Origin of the sequence: Bradyrhizobium tropiciagri (assembly GCF_018130505.1) — a bacterium.
Classification (GTDB): Bacteria; Pseudomonadota; Alphaproteobacteria; order Rhizobiales; family Xanthobacteraceae; genus Bradyrhizobium; species Bradyrhizobium tropiciagri_B.
Window position 1 is genome coordinate 211,184 of sequence record NZ_JAFCKH010000005.1, and the last position, 13,794, is coordinate 224,977.

Consider the following 13,794-nt stretch of genomic DNA (forward strand, 5'->3'; position numbering starts at 1 on the left):
ATGCAAAAGAACGCGATCTTCCAGTCAAAGCTGCTGCCTTACGCGCTGGTTGCCCCGCAACTCGCGATCGTGCTGATCTTTTTCTATTGGCCGGCCGTGCAGGCGGTGATCCAGTCCTTCCTGCTGCAGGACGCCTTCGGCCTCTCCACCAGCTTCGTCTGGTTCGAAAACTATCTCGAGCTGTTCAAGGATCCGGCCTATTTCGCCGCGATCGTCAGGACCTTTGCGTTCTCGTTCGCGATCGCCGTCTCCTCGCTGTCCTTCGCACTGCTGCTCGCCGTGATGGCCGACAAGCCGCTGCGCGGCTCGATGCTCTACCGCACGCTCTTGATCTGGCCCTATGCGGTGGCGCCGCCGGTGGTCGGCGTGCTCTGGGTGTTCATGCTGCATCCTTCGCTCGGCGTGCTGTCGCGCTATCTGCGCACGTTGGGCGTCGACTGGAATCCGCTGCTCAACGGCGACCAGGCTGCGCTCCTGATCATCCTCGCGGCGGCCTGGAAGCAGATCTCCTACAACTTCCTGTTCTTCCTCGCCGGGCTGCAGAGCATCCCCAGAAGCGTGATCGAGGCCGCCGCGATCGACGGCGCGCGCCCGATGCGGCGGTTCTGGACCGTGATCTTCCCGCTGCTGTCGCCGACCATCTTCTTCCTCTTGGTCATCAACATCGTCTACGCCTTCTTCGACACCTTCGGCATCATCGACACGATGACGCGCGGCGGTCCCGGCAAGGCGACCGAAACGCTGGTCTACAAGGTCTACACGGACGGCCTGCTCGGCGGCAATCTCGGCTCCTCGGCGGCGCAGTCGGTGATCCTGATGGTCATCGTCATCATGCTGACGGCGATCCAGTTCCGCTTCGTCGAACGCAAGGTGACCTACTGATGGTCGAGGAAGAGGGCTTCCAGCGCTATCTGGCTCACGTCATCCTGTGGATCGGGATCGCGATCGTCGCCTTCCCGGTCTATCTCGCGCTGGTCGCCTCGACCCAGGACAACGCCGTCATCGCCAACGGCCAGATGTCGCTGCTGCCCGGCGGCCATTTCTTCGAAACCTACTACCAGACGCTGTTTGTAGGCACGAGCGGCTCGACCCGCGAGCCCGTGCTCAACATGATGCTGAACTCGCTAATCATGGCGCTGTTGATCGCGATCGGCAAAATCGCGATCTCGATCATCTCGGCCTATGCGATCGTCTATTTCCGCTTCCCGTTCCGGATGGCGATTTTCTGGATCATCTTCATCACGTTGATGCTGCCGGTCGAGGTGCGCATCTATCCGACCTACAAGATCGTCGCCGATCTGCATCTGCTCGACAGCTATGCCGGCCTGTCGCTGCCGCTGATCGCCTCCGCCACCGCGACGCTCTTGTTCCGGCAGTTCTTCATGACAGTGCCGGATGAGCTGCTGGAAGCCTCGCGCATCGACGGCGCCGGCCCGTTCCGCTTCTTCTGGGATACGCTGCTGCCGCTGTCGCGCACCAACATGGCGGCGCTGTTCGTGATCCTGTTCATCCTCGGCTGGAATCAATATCTCTGGCCGCTGCTGATCACGACCCGTGACGACATGCAGACCATCCAGGTCGGCATCCGCAAGATGATCACCACCACCGACGCGCTGACCGAATGGCCGGTGGTGATGGCGACCGCGCTGCTGGCGATGCTGCCGCCGGTGTTTGTCGTCGTCGCGATGCAAAAACTGTTCGTGCGCGGACTGGTGGAGACGGAAAAATAATCCATGGCTAACGTCACGCTGCGCAGCGTCCGCAAGACCTATCCCGGCGGCTTCGAGGCCATCAAGGGCGTCGACGTCGATGTCGGCGACGGCCAATTCTGCGTGCTGGTCGGCCCCAGCGGCTGCGGCAAGTCCACGCTGCTGCGCATGGTCGCGGGGCTCGAGACCATCACCGGCGGCGAGATCGATATCGGCGGCCGCGTCGTCAACCAGGTCGAGCCCGCCGATCGCGACATCGCGATGGTGTTCCAGAACTACGCGCTCTATCCACATATGAGCGTCTACAACAACATGGCCTACGGCCTGCGCAATCGCGGCATGGCCGAGGCCGAGATCAAGACCCGCGTCGAGGAGGCCGCGCGCATCCTCGAGCTGGCGCCGATGCTGGAGCGCAAGCCGCGGCAGCTGTCCGGCGGCCAGCGCCAGCGCGTCGCGATGGGCCGCGCCATCGTGCGCCAGCCGAAGGTGTTCCTGTTCGACGAGCCGCTCTCCAACCTCGACGCCAAGCTGCGCATCGCGATGCGGGTCGAGATCCGCAAGCTGCAGCGCCGGCTCAACACCACGTCGATCTACGTCACCCACGACCAGCTCGAGGCGATGACGCTGGCCGACATCCTCGTCGTCATGAATGGCGGCCAGGTCGAGCAGATCGGCAATCCGCTCGACATCTACCAGCGGCCGGCGACCACCTTCGTCGCCTCCTTCATCGGCGCGCCGCCGATGAACCTGATGCCGCTGCATTCGGACGAGCTGTCGTCCCAGGTCACAGGCGCCGACGGCGCCGGGATCGTCGGCATCCGGCCGGAGGATTTCGTCATCTCCGGCGAGACGGCCCCCGGCGGGGTCGCGCTCGGCCTGACGGTCGAGGCGATCGAGCATGTCGGCGCCGAAACCTTCGTCTACGGCAGCCGCCAGCGCGAGGAACAGGGGGTTGCCGCCAACCCCGGCGACCTGCCGCCCGGCGAGGTGATCGTCCGGGTTCCCGGGACCAGCGGGCCGGCGATCGGCGAGCGGATCCGGGCGGTCGCACCGCGCGACAAACTGCATCTATTTACCGCCGACGGACGAAAGCGGGTCGGGCAATAACCGATAGGGAAGAATTTTGCCCCATGTTACCGGCGTTTACGCTGGTTTCGGGGCCGCTTGAACGTTATCCAGCTCGCTCCCATATTCCTCACTGACCGGAAGGCCAAGACGGCCCGCCGGTTGCATGGGGTGCCGCAAGGGCCCCTCAAAGTCGCTTCGAGAGGACTTTGTAATGTCTCGTGTTCCATCGTTGTCCAGTCCGTTCCTTCTGGGATTCGACGAGATCGAGCGTGCGCTCGATCGGGTCGTGAAGGGCGCTGACGGCTATCCTCCCTACAACATCGAGCGGTTCGACCGGTCCAACGGGCAGCCCGAAAGGCTGCGCATCACGCTGGCCGTGGCGGGTTTTACCCGCGACCAACTCGATGTGACCATTGAGGAAAATCAGCTCGTCATCCGCGGCCGCCAGCAGGACGACAAGGCCCGGCAGTACATCCATCGCGGCATCGCCGCGCGCCACTTCCAGCGCACCTTCGTGCTGGCGGAGGGGATGCAGGTGCTGGGCGCGGACCTGAAGAACGGGCTGTTGTCGATCGACCTGGCCAGGCCGGAGCCTGAACGGGTCATTAAGACAATCGCTATCAATGAGCACGAATAATAGAAACCAGGAGCGGACTCGACCGCTTATCTGACTGAGGAGTCGAGACCATGAGTGAACTGAGTACCACCACCATCCAATCGTCCGACAGCGTCACGCCGGAAGCGTTGGCTCATCTGGGCGAAGGCCATATCGCCTATGTGAAGCAGGTCCGCTCCGAGGACGTGCCGGGGCTGTTCCCCGAGGCGCCCCAGATTGCGCCGGGCCTCAAGCTGTTCGCGCTCCACGCCGCCGACGGCACGCCGATCATGCTGACCGACAGCCGGGAAGCTGCGATCGCCAACGCCTGGAGCAACGAGTTGCAGGCCGTCAGCGTCCACTAGACGCCGGCTGAATTTAGCATCCGCGAGTTCAAGTGCGCGGGCATGCCTCGATACAGCTCGAGGCGGCCCGCGCATTTTTCATTTGCGTTATTGTGCTGCGGGCGATGCTGTGATGATCGGCCCCATGCAGAGCTGCACCTCGCCGGGCACGTTGTAGTCGCGCATCAGCATGCGATTGTTGCGCAGCCCGCAAGCCTCTCGCTGCACCACGAACATCCACAGCGCGTGGCCGGCTTCCCTGACCAGAAGACGCCGCGACCGCAGTGTCGATTCTGTCAGGAGTGTCGATTCCGTCAGGCTTGCCTGCGGATGCGCGGCGTCGAACTCGCGCAACCTGGCGAGCGCCGCTTCCAGCGCGCGCCCCATTCGCCCGAGCGCGGACGCCGTCTCCTCGGCAAATTCATAGGCGAGCACATCGACGGGCACTCGATCCAGGCGAAAATCGCGGGACATCAGGCATCCCTTGTTCTCATGCGCGACGCCGCGCCCGCTTGTCTTCCGGCTTGATCGGACGGTTGTCAATAAGCGCTCGGACCACGACGGCGGCCCGGTTCCGCTTCGTGCAATTCCATGCTGTAATCGGTTCCCATGACCAACGGTCACGCGCAGTCATGAGCGTCGTTAGACGCCAACGCGATGAGAGGAATTTCCAGCAGAACCTTTGCCCGCGGCCAAAATCGAATGAGGGAGATGCGACGATGAGGAAGGACACGTTGATCGGTCTCGTTGCTTCAGTGCCGATCGCCGTTCTGGCGACCGGTGTCGCGATTTCCGCGCAGGACAAGTACAGTCTGCAGGTGCCGGGCGGGCTCGCGTTCTCCGAGTTCAGGGGATACGAGGACTGGCCCGTGATCGCGATCAGCGAGAACGAAGGCGTGATTGCGGTGATCCTGGGGAATCCGGCGATGATCGGCGCATATCGGGAGGGCGTGCCCGGCAACGGCAAGCCGTTCCCGGACGGTGCGAAAATGGCGAAGATTCATTGGCTGCCCAAAAAGCAAGAGGCTTACCCCGGGCAGCCGACGGTCCCGGGCGCCCAGCACGACGTCGATTTCATGGTGAAGGACAGCAAGCGGTTCGCCGACAGCGGCGGATGGGGATACGGCGCGTTCGAGTATGATCCGGCCTCGGATGCGTTCAGGCCTGCCACCACAGCGGATAATCCACCGCAGGAAAACGACGCAAAGTGCGGGTACGCGTGCCACACAGTGGTGCAGAACCGCGATTACGTCTTCACCGAATACGGCAAGCGTTGAAGATCGGATCGCGAGAGCCGGATTCGCACATTCTGCCGCCACTCAGCCGCGCGCAAACCATGCACACGCCTGCCCTCCGGCGTCACAAGCGTCCCGGTCACCGGACCTGATATGATGGTTGCATCGGCTCCGCCGCCCAGACTGTTCGTCATCTTCGCGAAGAGCGCGCATGAAGCGGTGATCTTCAGGCGCGGGCCCGCCAGCTGGTATCACGTCATCAGCTGGAATACGCGCGACGACACTTTCCGGCGCGGTGCCTGGTTCAAGGGACGCATCTATCCCGAGAAATGCGACCTGTCGCCGGATGGCGAACTCCTCCTGTACTTCGTGCATCAATCAAGCCGCGTACGTACCGACTATACTGACGCCTGGACCGCGATCAGCCGCAATCCCTGGCTCACCGCCATCGGGCTCTGGCCTCAGGGAACGACATACGGAGGAGGCGGCCGTTTCACGGACGATCGCAGCGCCGTCATCAGGGGCTGCATGAATGCTCATCCCGATCATCCCGGCGCCGGAATTTCCGTCACTTTCGGCAATGCGCCGCTGCACGGCTCGTCCGAAGACGTCGACGGTTCGGAATGGTCGGGGCGCGATCAAGACGGACGATTGGTGTTCACCCTGAATGGTCGGTTGATGCACCGAAATGCCGCGGGAGATGACATCTGTCTTGCGGACTTCAATGGCTACGCACCCGATCCGCAGCCGGCGCCGGCATCCGCCGGCCGGCCATTGAGTGCGCAGCGACAGCGAGGCCGCCGGCGCGCCGGAAATAGCCGCACCACGGCGTGAGCTAAGGATTCGCCAGCCGCGCCCGGATGTCCGGCTTGACCACCTTGCCGACCTTGGAACGCGGCAGATCGTTCCAGACCTCGATCTGCTTCGGCGTCTTGATGCTGCCGATCTGCTGCTTGACGAAGGCCGCGAGCGCGGCCGTGTCGATGTCGTGGCCGGCGCGCGGCTGCACCACCGCGACGATCCGCTCGCCCCATTTGTCGTCGGGCAGCCCGATCACCGCGCAATCCTGCACCGCCTCATGCGCGCGCAACGCGTTCTCGACCTCGATCGAGTAGACGTTGAAGCCGCCGGTGATGATCATGTCCTTGGCGCGGTCGACGATGTAGAGATAGCCGTCGCCGTCGATATAGCCGATGTCGCCGGTGTGGTGCCAGCCATGCACCGAGGCCTCCGCGGTGGCCTGCGGATTCTTGTAGTACCCGTCCATCACCAGCGAGCCGCGCACCACGATCTCGCCGCGCGCCCCCGCGGGCAGCAGCCTGCCGTCACCATCCATGATGCCGGCCTGCATCAACGGGCTGATCCGTCCCGCGGACGACAGCCGCTCCATCGCGATGCTGCCGTCAGGATTGTAGTGCTCCGCGGGCGCCATCGTCGAGATCATCATCGGCGCCTCGGTCTGACCGAACAGCTGCGCCATCGGCCCGATCCGTTGCAAGGCTTCGGCAAGCCGCGCCGCCGAGATCGGCGCCGCGCCATACCAGAAGCATTGCAGCGAACCTAGATCGGCCGCATCGAGCTTCGGATGGTCGAGCAGCATGTAGATCACGGTCGGCGGCAGGAACGTATGCGTGACGCCGTAACGCGCGATCAGGTCGAGGAACTCGCCGATGTCTGGGTGATGCATGATCACGATGCGGCCGCCGAGCGTCATGATCGGAAAGCACAGCACGCCGGCGGCATGGGTCAGCGGCGCCAGCGCGAGATAGACCGGACGACCCTCGAACGGGTAGCCCATCAGGGTCAGCGCGGTCATCGTCTCGATATTGCGCCCCGACAGCATCACGCCCTTCGGCTTGCCGGTGGTGCCGCCGGTGCCCGGGATCATCGCGAGATCGTCGATTGGCTCGCGCTGAAAGACGTCGTCAGCGAGACGGTCGAGCCACTGGTCGAACGACGGCGCGAACGGCAGCTCGGTATCGAGGCAGACCAGCGCGCGCAGCTTTGGCAGATCCAGCCTGACCGACTCGACCATCGGCGCAAAACTCGAATGAAACAGCAGCAGGCTGCAATCGAACGCATCGAGGATGAATTTATTCTCGGCCGCCTCGTTGCGCGGATTGATCGGACACCACACCGCGCCGGCGCGCGAGATGCCGAACACGCAGGAGAAAGCGATCGGATCGTTACCGGACAGGATTGCGACCTTCTCGCCGGGCGCAATACCTGATCGCTCAAGCCCGCGCGCGATCCGGTAACTCAGCCGCTGCACCTCGCCGTAGCTGAGGTCGCGGCCATCCATGGTGAGGCACGGCGCGTCGGCGCCGAGTGACGTGCCTTTATCGAGATAATCGATGAAGCGCATGGTCGATCCTCGAATTGGACTGCGGGTGACGGGGGCTAGGGCGTCACCCGCAGCAGAAGCGTTTTCGAGCGATGTGCGCATCGGCTCGCCCGAAAACGCGGAAAACCAGGACCTCGGGGCCCCGGCTTTCATCGGAACTAGTCGTGCACCGTCAGGATCGGCTTGCTGACGAGCCCAAAGCTACGCAATTGCCCGAGCAACTCGCGGTGGCCGAACGCCTGGCACCCTGACGCAAAGCCGGCGCGCTTCGGCGGTTGCTGCAGCAGGTACGCCGCGGCAAAGGCCTGCAGCAGGCCGGTCTGCTTGTAGTTGCTGTTGCCGTAGATGATGCAATGCGCGCGGCCGAGCGGGCCGGAGGCATGCACCGAATCCATCGACTTGTTGACGCGCGGATTCTCGCGCGGCGGCATGGTGTTCATCACGCCGGCCGCAGTCTGCGCCAACGCGGCGTAGCGCTCGTCGGGCTTCATGTCCTTGGTCGCCTCCAGCGCGGCAGCGACGATCTGCGGCACGCCCAGCATCAGCGCGCGGTTGAACACGCCGCCCAGCACCTTGACGTTGGCGACGCGCGGATCCTGCTTGAACCACACCGGGTGCGAGGTGCCGCCCCAGGGCAGCGCCAGCGCCAGCTCGTGCTGGCCGGGGATGACGAGGTTGTAGAGGCCGGCATCGGGCTGATGCTCGACGTATTTGTTCTGCTCCAGATAGTACGCCTTGGCCATCGCGGCGTTGACCAGGATGGTCTGGGTCGAGGCGATGGTCGGGCTGCCGCCCCAGAACACCGCGATATCGAGCGTATCGAGGCCGGGTGTCTCGAGGCACAGCTGCGCCGCGATTTCGCCGGTGGTGTACATCTGCGCGATGCCCGGCGCGAGCAGCAGACCGGCATTGGCGAACCTCGCGCCCCACTCATGTTCGAGCGTGATCAGCCAGTCCTGCTCGCCGGTCGTATCGGTGTAGTGGCACTTGGAAGCGAGGCACGCCTGCACCACCTCGCCGCCGAACTTGGCGAACGGTCCCACGGTGTTGAGCACCACCGAGGCGCCCTTGAACAGCTCCGTCAGCGCGGCCACGGTGTGCGGCACCGTCACCACCTCGTAGTCGGCGGTCTCGATGCCGGCGACGTTCGACTTCATCGCGGCGTCGAGCTTCTCGGTGCTGCGGCCGGCGGCGATGAAGGGGATGTTGTATTCGCGCAAATACTCGCAGACCAACCGGCCGGTGTAGCCGGATGCACCATAGACGATGACGGGCTTCTTCTCGCTCATTGCGATCCTCCGAAATGCTTGTTGTCGGCCTTGTTGCTACATGCCCATGCCGCCATCGACGGGCAGGCCGATGCCGGTGATGAATCGAGCATCGTTCGAACAGAGGAACACCGCGGCATCGGCGATGTCGGAGACCTCGGCGAGCTTGCCGAGCGGCGTCTGCTCCACCACCGAGCCGACCGCCGCGTTGACGTCCGGCGCAAGACCGATTCTGACAATGTCATTGGCGAGCTGCATGCCCATGTCGGTCGGGATCAGGCCGGGATAGATGCAGTTGACGCGCACGCCGTAGCCGAGCTTGCCGGCTTCCATCGCGGCGACGCGCGTCATGCGATCGACTGCGGATTTGGTGCCCGAATAAACCGCGATGCTGGGGAACGCGATCGTCGCCGCGACCGAGGCGATGTTGACGATGGCGCCGCCCTTGCCCGCCGGTCCGCCCGGCCGCATCGCGCGGAAGGCATGCTTCATCCCGAGCACGGTGCCGACGACGTTGACGTCGCACATCCGCCGCGCGTCCTCGGCCTTGATCTCGCTGACCAGCGAGGTGATCTCGATGCCGGCATTGTTGATCAGGATGTCGTAGCCGCCGAGCGTTTCGACCGTCGCGGCCACCGCCCTCTCCCACTGCGCGTCATCGGTGACGTCGAGCTTGGCAAAGCCGGTCTTGACGCCGGCCTTGGCGATCTCAGCGGCGGTGGCCTTGCCGGCGTCGTCGAGGATGTCGCCGATCATGATCGCGGCACCTGAGCGCGCCAGCGCCTGCGCGATCGCCGCGCCGATCCCCCGGGCGCCGCCGGTGACCAGGGCTCGCCTGCCTTCAAGGCTCTTTCCGCTCATGACGTCGTCCTCCCTTTGCTGCTGACTTGTTGGTGCTTGCGATGGGCAGCGGTGCCGGCGGGCTGCGGCGCGCTCAGGCGCCGGGCAGCCGGACTCGGCATCGGCGGAGCGCATATCGGCGCCCCGGCGATCACGTCTCCTCCCTGTCTGATCGGTTTGGTCAGCCGTCTTGACGGTTGTCCAAATTTCTTGGGCCGAGCCTCGTCCAGGAACTTGACACTTGTCAAGCCAAAATTTGACAAGTGTCAAAGAGAGTGGTTGTGAGGGATGGAGCACGCTGCGACCGGCGCGCTATAAGTCGGTGCAGGGAAGGACGAGGAAAGGCACGAGATGGCGCGGCGAGCGACAGGAGCGGCCCAACGGGTGGTCGCGGCGGCCGAGGTGCTGCGCGACGAGAAGTTCAATGCGCGGCGGATCGAGCTTGCGGAAGCTGCGCTGGAGACGCTCGGCGAGCTCGGCTTCGCTCGCACCAGCCTGCGCGAGATCGCGCAGAACTCCGCATTCACGCACGGCGTGTTTCACTACTACTTCAGCGACAAGCTCGACCTGATCTGCTGCTGCGTGCGCCACTACAAGGCGAAATGCGTGACGCGCTACGACGAGGTGGTCGCGTCGGCGCAGAACCGCGATGAACTGATGGAAGGCTTCCTCGCCAAGCTCACGGCGACGCTCGAGACCGAAGCGCGCATGCACCGGCTCTGGTACGACCTGCGCTCGCAGGCGATGTTCGAGGCCGCCTTCCGCAAGGACGTGCTCGAGATCGACAAGAGCCTGGAAGCAATGATCTGGCGCATTGCCTCGCGCTATGCCGAGCTGGGCAACAAGCGGCCGGCGTCGTCACCGGCGGCGCTCTACGCGCTGTTCGACGGCCTGTTCCAGAGCGCGCTGCTCAGGCACCTCGCCGATGACAAGAAGGCGGTGCCCGATCTGCTCGACGAAGTGCGACGGTTGCTGCCGACGATCTGCTGAGAACGGCGCCGCATACGCAACCGCGTAGCCCGGATGCAGCGCAGCGAAATCCGGGATTCGCGCCAGTTGCAAGACTTTCCCGGATTACGCTTCGCTCCATCCGGGCTACGAAGTGATGATCGACGGCGCATCGCGGCGCACCGGCTCGTGACGAGCCGGCTATGCACCTATGACAGTTGCGCGAATGAAAATTTACGCCGCGCTCGCCGGCGGCAGCGCGAGCACCGAGTAGATCGCCTGTGCATCGCGGGAGGCGCGCAGCTTCTTGGCGACGTCCTGGTCGCGCAGCAGGCGGGCGATGCGCGCCAGCGCCTTGAGATGATCGGCGCCGGCGCCTTCGGGCGCCAGCAGCAGGAAGATCAGGTCGACCGGCTGGCCGTCCATCGCCTCGAAGTCGATCGGGCGGTCGAGGCGGGCGAACAGGCCGAACAGCTTCTCCAGCTTGGGCAACTTGCCGTGCGGAATGGCGACGCCGTAGCCGACAGCGGTGGTGCCAAGCTTCTCGCGCTGCAGCAGCACCTCGAACACGGCGCGCTCGTTCTGCCCGGTCAAGGCGGACGCACGCGCGGCAAGTTCCTGCAGCGCCTGCTTCTTGCTGATGACTTTCAAAGCCGGGAGAATCGCCTCGGGTGCGACCAAATCGGTAATCGGCATTGGGACGTTCCGAGGTGAATGAGACCGTCAGGTTGCGAAATAGGGTTTACAGCGGCGGCGTCAAGAAGATGAGGCGGGATGCGGGCTTAGCCCGGGTCCATTGGAAGGGCTTCTACTCCAACGCATCGGCGGTGCCAACACCGGCAAAACCCTGTTCCGCCCCCTTAGTCCTTGGGGCGGCGGACCATAAGCAGGGCTGGCTTCCGACGTCAATGCCATCCGCCAACTATCCTCAGGGGGTCACCGAAGGCGGGTCGACCCACCCCACATTGCCGTCCGTACGGCGGTAAATGATATTCACCCGGCCGCTGCCGCCATGCTGGAATACCAGGCAGGAGGCACCGCTCAAATCCAGCTCCATGACCGCTTCGCTGACCGACAGCTGCTTCAGCGCCGTGGTTGCCTCGGCAATGATCACCGGGCTGTATTCGGTGACCTCGTCCTCGTTCTCGGGCGCCTCGATGACGTAGCTCGGGACACCGTTCAACTCGGCGAGCGCGGCGTTCGCGGCGTAGGCCTTGCGGGCCGAGCGGTCCTTCAACCGGCTCTTGTAGCGGCGCAGGCGCTTCTCGATCATCAGCAGCGCCGCGTCGGCGCTGGCATAGGCGTCGGTCGCGTTGGAGTCGGCTTCCAGCGTGATGCCGGAATCCAGATGCAGCGCGCAATCGGTCCGGAAGCCGAAGCCATCCTTGCTCAGCGTGATGTGACCGGAGTAGTTGCCATCAAAATACTTTCGCAGGACCTCGTCGGTGCGCTCGCTGACGCGCGCCCGAAGCGCCTCGCCGATGCTGATGCTCTTTCCCGAGATTCGAAGGGTCATTTGATGCCTCGATTGCTGGATGCTTCGCTTACTCTCTTGCCGGAGCATGATGGTTTCTGAATTTCCGCCAACCTTCCTTTCCGGGTCATGCTGATTAGGGCAAAGATTGAGACTATCGCGATTCAGGACGAACGCAACGACAGCCTGATCCCGACGATCGGCTAGTGGGGTCACCCTTGAGAGGTACCCTAAACTGCAGCCGTGTCGCGGGACCGGTCGTTTGAAGAGGCGGGAGACGAAAGGGCATTGCCGAGCATGCTCTGTTTGTCGCGGCGGCGTTGCACCGAAGATGGTATCCGCATCGCCTCGCGATACTTGGCGACGGTGCGGCGGGCAATATCAATGCCGGACGCGCGCAAACGTTCCACGATCGTGTCGTCGGACAGGATCGCGGTCGGCGCCTCGGCGTCGATCAGCTGCTTGATGTGGTGACGCACCGCTTCGGCCGAATGCGCCTCGCCGCCGTCGGCGGAGGCGATCGACGCGGTGAAGAAATATTTCAATTCAAAACTGCCGCGGTTGGTCGCCATGTATTTGTTGGCCGTGACACGCGACACCGTCGATTCATGCATCTGGATCGCGTCCGCCACCGCTTTCAGATTGAGCGGCCGCAAATGCGCGACGCCGTGGGTGAAGAAGCCGTCCTGCTGGCGCACGATCTCGGTTGCAACTTTCAGGATGGTGCGGGCGCGTTGATCGAGCGCGCGCACCAGCCAGGTCGCGTTCTGCAGGCAGTCGGTGAAGTACGACTTGTCACCGTCCTTTCGGATCGTCTTTGACAACTCGGTGTAATAGGTCTGGTTGACAAGGACGCGCGGCAGAGTGTCGCTGTTCAATTCGACATGCCAGCCGCCGTCTGGGCCCGGCCGTACATAGACGTCGGGCACCATGGTCTGGGCGCGCGCGGTGCTGAACTTCAATCCCGGCTTCGGATCGAGCCTGCGGATCTCCGCGATCATGTCGGTGATGTCTTCGTCGTCGACGCCGCACAGCTTCCGCAAGCCGGCGATGTCGCGCTTGGCGAGCAGGTCGAGATGCTCGACCAGCGCCTGCATCGCGGGATCGTAGCGGTCGAGCTCGCGGAGCTGGATCGCCAGGCATTCGCTGAGGTTACGCGCACAGACGCCGGGCGGATCGAATTTCTGCAGCACCGCGACGACCTCGTCGACCGCGGCCTGCGACGCGCCGAGCCGCTCGGCGGCCTGGCCGAGATCGGCCGGCAGATAGCCGGCGTCATCGACCAGGTCGATCAAGTACTGGCCGATCATGCGCTGCGCCGGCGCGGAGAACGCCACCGCGAGCTGCTCGGCGAGGTGATCGGCGAGCGTCATCTCGGCGGCGACGAAGGCCTCGAGGTTGTATTCGTCGTCGCTGGAGGCGCCGCCGCCCCATTCGGTGTAGACGGAGGGCGCCGCGTCCTGCGCGGCGTGCGCGGCCGCTTCGGCCGGCTCCTCCGTGAAGACGTTGTCGAGGCGGGTGTCGAGCGTCTGCTCGATCTCGGCGCGGCTGCCGAGGTCGCGGTTCAGCCACTCCTCCTGGCCCGGCTCGAACCCGCTGTCGCCGATGGAACCGCCGGCCATGTCGGCATGGTCGCCGCCGTCGTCGCCGCTGGAACCATCCCCATCCGCGTAGTCCGACCGCTCCATGGCCGGCTCGCCCGCGACCGGAGGCTCCGGGCCGTCGGCCGCCCGCTCAAGCAACGGGTTGCGCTCGAGTTCCTCCTCGACGAAGGCCGATAAATCGAGGTTCGACAGCTGCAGCAGCTTGATCGCCTGCATCAACTGCGGCGTCATCACCAGCGACTGCGACTGGCGGAACTCTAGTCTCTGCGTCAGTGCCATGGAGGCAAGATCGATCCCAAAAGTTGGCTCGATTCTTGCTTATCTTAGTCCAGGACAGATGTATATGGGGGGGCGGCTCAGAAAGT

15 protein-coding genes are annotated in these 13,794 nt (G+C 64.2%); 8 read left to right on the forward strand and 7 right to left on the reverse strand.

Translation table 11 applies throughout. The annotated features are described in order from the left end of the window. The 5 genes from ugpA to JQ633_RS14630 all read left to right on the forward strand — a co-directional run bounded on the left by ugpA (nucleotide 1) and on the right by JQ633_RS14630 (nucleotide 3,737). Complete coding sequence (ugpA, locus tag JQ633_RS14610; RefSeq protein ID WP_211985738.1) at nucleotides 1-882, forward strand: sn-glycerol-3-phosphate ABC transporter permease UgpA; 882 nt, start codon at nucleotides 1-3, stop codon at nucleotides 880-882. Further along, nucleotides 882-1,730 carry a sn-glycerol-3-phosphate ABC transporter permease UgpE gene (gene ugpE, locus JQ633_RS14615; protein WP_211985739.1) on the forward strand — a complete coding sequence of 283 codons (849 nt, stop codon included), beginning with the start codon at nucleotides 882-884 and terminating at the stop codon, nucleotides 1,728-1,730. The genes ugpA and ugpE overlap by 1 nt, the downstream gene beginning before the upstream one ends. Before the next feature lie 3 nt (nucleotides 1,731-1,733). Then, nucleotides 1,734-2,816: a sn-glycerol-3-phosphate import ATP-binding protein UgpC gene (locus JQ633_RS14620; protein ID WP_211985740.1), complete on the forward strand. Its 1,083-nt coding sequence runs from the start codon at nucleotides 1,734-1,736 to the stop codon at nucleotides 2,814-2,816. A 172-nt stretch (nucleotides 2,817-2,988) separates the two neighbouring features. After that, entirely contained in the window at nucleotides 2,989-3,414 is a 426-nt protein-coding gene (locus tag JQ633_RS14625) for an Hsp20 family protein (RefSeq protein WP_139479436.1), read from the forward strand. A gap of 50 nt (nucleotides 3,415-3,464) precedes the next feature. Then, nucleotides 3,465-3,737, forward strand: a complete 273-nt coding sequence (locus JQ633_RS14630; RefSeq protein WP_211985741.1) for a DUF1150 family protein — start codon at nucleotides 3,465-3,467, stop codon at nucleotides 3,735-3,737. Nucleotides 3,738-3,824: 87 nt separating this feature from the next. Here the strand turns inward: JQ633_RS14630 and JQ633_RS14635 are convergent, their stop codons facing one another. Further along, nucleotides 3,825-4,190 carry a hypothetical protein gene (locus JQ633_RS14635; protein ID WP_211985742.1) on the reverse strand — a complete coding sequence of 122 codons (366 nt, stop codon included), beginning with the start codon at nucleotides 4,188-4,190 and terminating at the stop codon, nucleotides 3,825-3,827. Nucleotides 4,191-4,435: 245 nt separating this feature from the next. Here JQ633_RS14635 and JQ633_RS14640 point away from each other — a divergent pair, with 245 nt between their 5' ends. Continuing rightward, on the forward strand, nucleotides 4,436-4,993 hold the full coding sequence (locus JQ633_RS14640; RefSeq protein ID WP_211985743.1) for a cytochrome P460 family protein: 558 nt from the start codon (nucleotides 4,436-4,438) through the stop codon (nucleotides 4,991-4,993). A gap of 111 nt (nucleotides 4,994-5,104) precedes the next feature. Next, nucleotides 5,105-5,785, forward strand: a complete 681-nt coding sequence (locus JQ633_RS14645; RefSeq protein WP_249159326.1) for a hypothetical protein — start codon at nucleotides 5,105-5,107, stop codon at nucleotides 5,783-5,785. Between the two features lies 1 nt (nucleotide 5,786). Here the strand turns inward: JQ633_RS14645 and JQ633_RS14650 are convergent, their stop codons facing one another. From JQ633_RS14650 to JQ633_RS14660, 3 genes are all read right to left on the reverse strand, one after another. Then, nucleotides 5,787-7,316 (reverse strand): AMP-binding protein, encoded by a 1,530-nt coding sequence (locus JQ633_RS14650; RefSeq protein WP_211985744.1) that lies wholly within the window; start codon nucleotides 7,314-7,316, stop codon nucleotides 5,787-5,789. Nucleotides 7,317-7,453: 137 nt separating this feature from the next. After that, entirely contained in the window at nucleotides 7,454-8,584 is a 1,131-nt protein-coding gene (locus JQ633_RS14655; RefSeq protein WP_211985745.1) for a DUF5938 domain-containing protein, read from the reverse strand. Nucleotides 8,585-8,620: 36 nt separating this feature from the next. Then, entirely contained in the window at nucleotides 8,621-9,424 is an 804-nt protein-coding gene (locus tag JQ633_RS14660; RefSeq protein ID WP_211985746.1) for an SDR family NAD(P)-dependent oxidoreductase, read from the reverse strand. Between the two features lie 330 nt (nucleotides 9,425-9,754). On the opposite strand from JQ633_RS14660, the gene JQ633_RS14665 reads away from it, so the two are divergent. After that, nucleotides 9,755-10,393, forward strand: coding sequence for a TetR/AcrR family transcriptional regulator (locus JQ633_RS14665; RefSeq protein WP_211985747.1), 639 nt, complete (start codon nucleotides 9,755-9,757; stop codon nucleotides 10,391-10,393). A gap of 192 nt (nucleotides 10,394-10,585) precedes the next feature. On the opposite strand, the gene ptsN is transcribed toward JQ633_RS14665, so the two are convergent. The 3 genes from ptsN to rpoN all read right to left on the reverse strand — a co-directional run bounded on the left by ptsN (nucleotide 10,586) and on the right by rpoN (nucleotide 13,708). Continuing rightward, nucleotides 10,586-11,047, reverse strand: a complete 462-nt coding sequence (gene ptsN, locus JQ633_RS14670; protein ID WP_211985748.1) for a PTS IIA-like nitrogen regulatory protein PtsN — start codon at nucleotides 11,045-11,047, stop codon at nucleotides 10,586-10,588. 232 nt (nucleotides 11,048-11,279) lie between these two features. Then, on the reverse strand, nucleotides 11,280-11,867 hold the full coding sequence (gene hpf / locus JQ633_RS14675) for a ribosome hibernation-promoting factor, HPF/YfiA family (protein ID WP_211985749.1): 588 nt from the start codon (nucleotides 11,865-11,867) through the stop codon (nucleotides 11,280-11,282). A 188-nt stretch (nucleotides 11,868-12,055) separates the two neighbouring features. Next, the gene (gene rpoN, locus JQ633_RS14680) at nucleotides 12,056-13,708 is read right to left on the reverse strand and encodes an RNA polymerase factor sigma-54 (RefSeq protein WP_211985750.1); all 1,653 of its coding nucleotides are present in this window, start codon (nucleotides 13,706-13,708) and stop codon (nucleotides 12,056-12,058) included. Nucleotides 13,709-13,794 lie beyond the last annotated feature (86 nt).

Excerpts from the sequence above, each read along its gene's own strand:
- ugpA (WP_211985738.1), top strand. The coding sequence starts at position 1 with ATGCAAAAGAACGCGATCTTCCAGTCAAAGCTGCTGCCTTACGCGCTG.
- ugpE (WP_211985739.1), top strand. The coding sequence starts at position 882 with ATGGTCGAGGAAGAGGGCTTCCAGCGCTATCTGGCTCACGTCATCCTG.
- JQ633_RS14620 (WP_211985740.1), top strand. The coding sequence starts at position 1,734 with ATGGCTAACGTCACGCTGCGCAGCGTCCGCAAGACCTATCCCGGCGGC.
- JQ633_RS14625 (WP_139479436.1), top strand. The coding sequence starts at position 2,989 with ATGTCTCGTGTTCCATCGTTGTCCAGTCCGTTCCTTCTGGGATTCGAC.
- JQ633_RS14630 (WP_211985741.1), top strand. The coding sequence starts at position 3,465 with ATGAGTGAACTGAGTACCACCACCATCCAATCGTCCGACAGCGTCACG.
- JQ633_RS14635 (WP_211985742.1), bottom strand. The coding sequence starts at position 4,190 with ATGTCCCGCGATTTTCGCCTGGATCGAGTGCCCGTCGATGTGCTCGCC.
- JQ633_RS14640 (WP_211985743.1), top strand. The coding sequence starts at position 4,436 with ATGAGGAAGGACACGTTGATCGGTCTCGTTGCTTCAGTGCCGATCGCC.
- JQ633_RS14645 (WP_249159326.1), top strand. The coding sequence starts at position 5,105 with ATGATGGTTGCATCGGCTCCGCCGCCCAGACTGTTCGTCATCTTCGCG.
- JQ633_RS14650 (WP_211985744.1), bottom strand. The coding sequence starts at position 7,316 with ATGCGCTTCATCGATTATCTCGATAAAGGCACGTCACTCGGCGCCGAC.
- JQ633_RS14655 (WP_211985745.1), bottom strand. The coding sequence starts at position 8,584 with ATGAGCGAGAAGAAGCCCGTCATCGTCTATGGTGCATCCGGCTACACC.
- JQ633_RS14660 (WP_211985746.1), bottom strand. The coding sequence starts at position 9,424 with ATGAGCGGAAAGAGCCTTGAAGGCAGGCGAGCCCTGGTCACCGGCGGC.
- JQ633_RS14665 (WP_211985747.1), top strand. The coding sequence starts at position 9,755 with ATGGCGCGGCGAGCGACAGGAGCGGCCCAACGGGTGGTCGCGGCGGCC.
- ptsN (WP_211985748.1), bottom strand. The coding sequence starts at position 11,047 with ATGCCGATTACCGATTTGGTCGCACCCGAGGCGATTCTCCCGGCTTTG.
- hpf (WP_211985749.1), bottom strand. The coding sequence starts at position 11,867 with ATGACCCTTCGAATCTCGGGAAAGAGCATCAGCATCGGCGAGGCGCTT.
- rpoN (WP_211985750.1), bottom strand. The coding sequence starts at position 13,708 with ATGGCACTGACGCAGAGACTAGAGTTCCGCCAGTCGCAGTCGCTGGTG.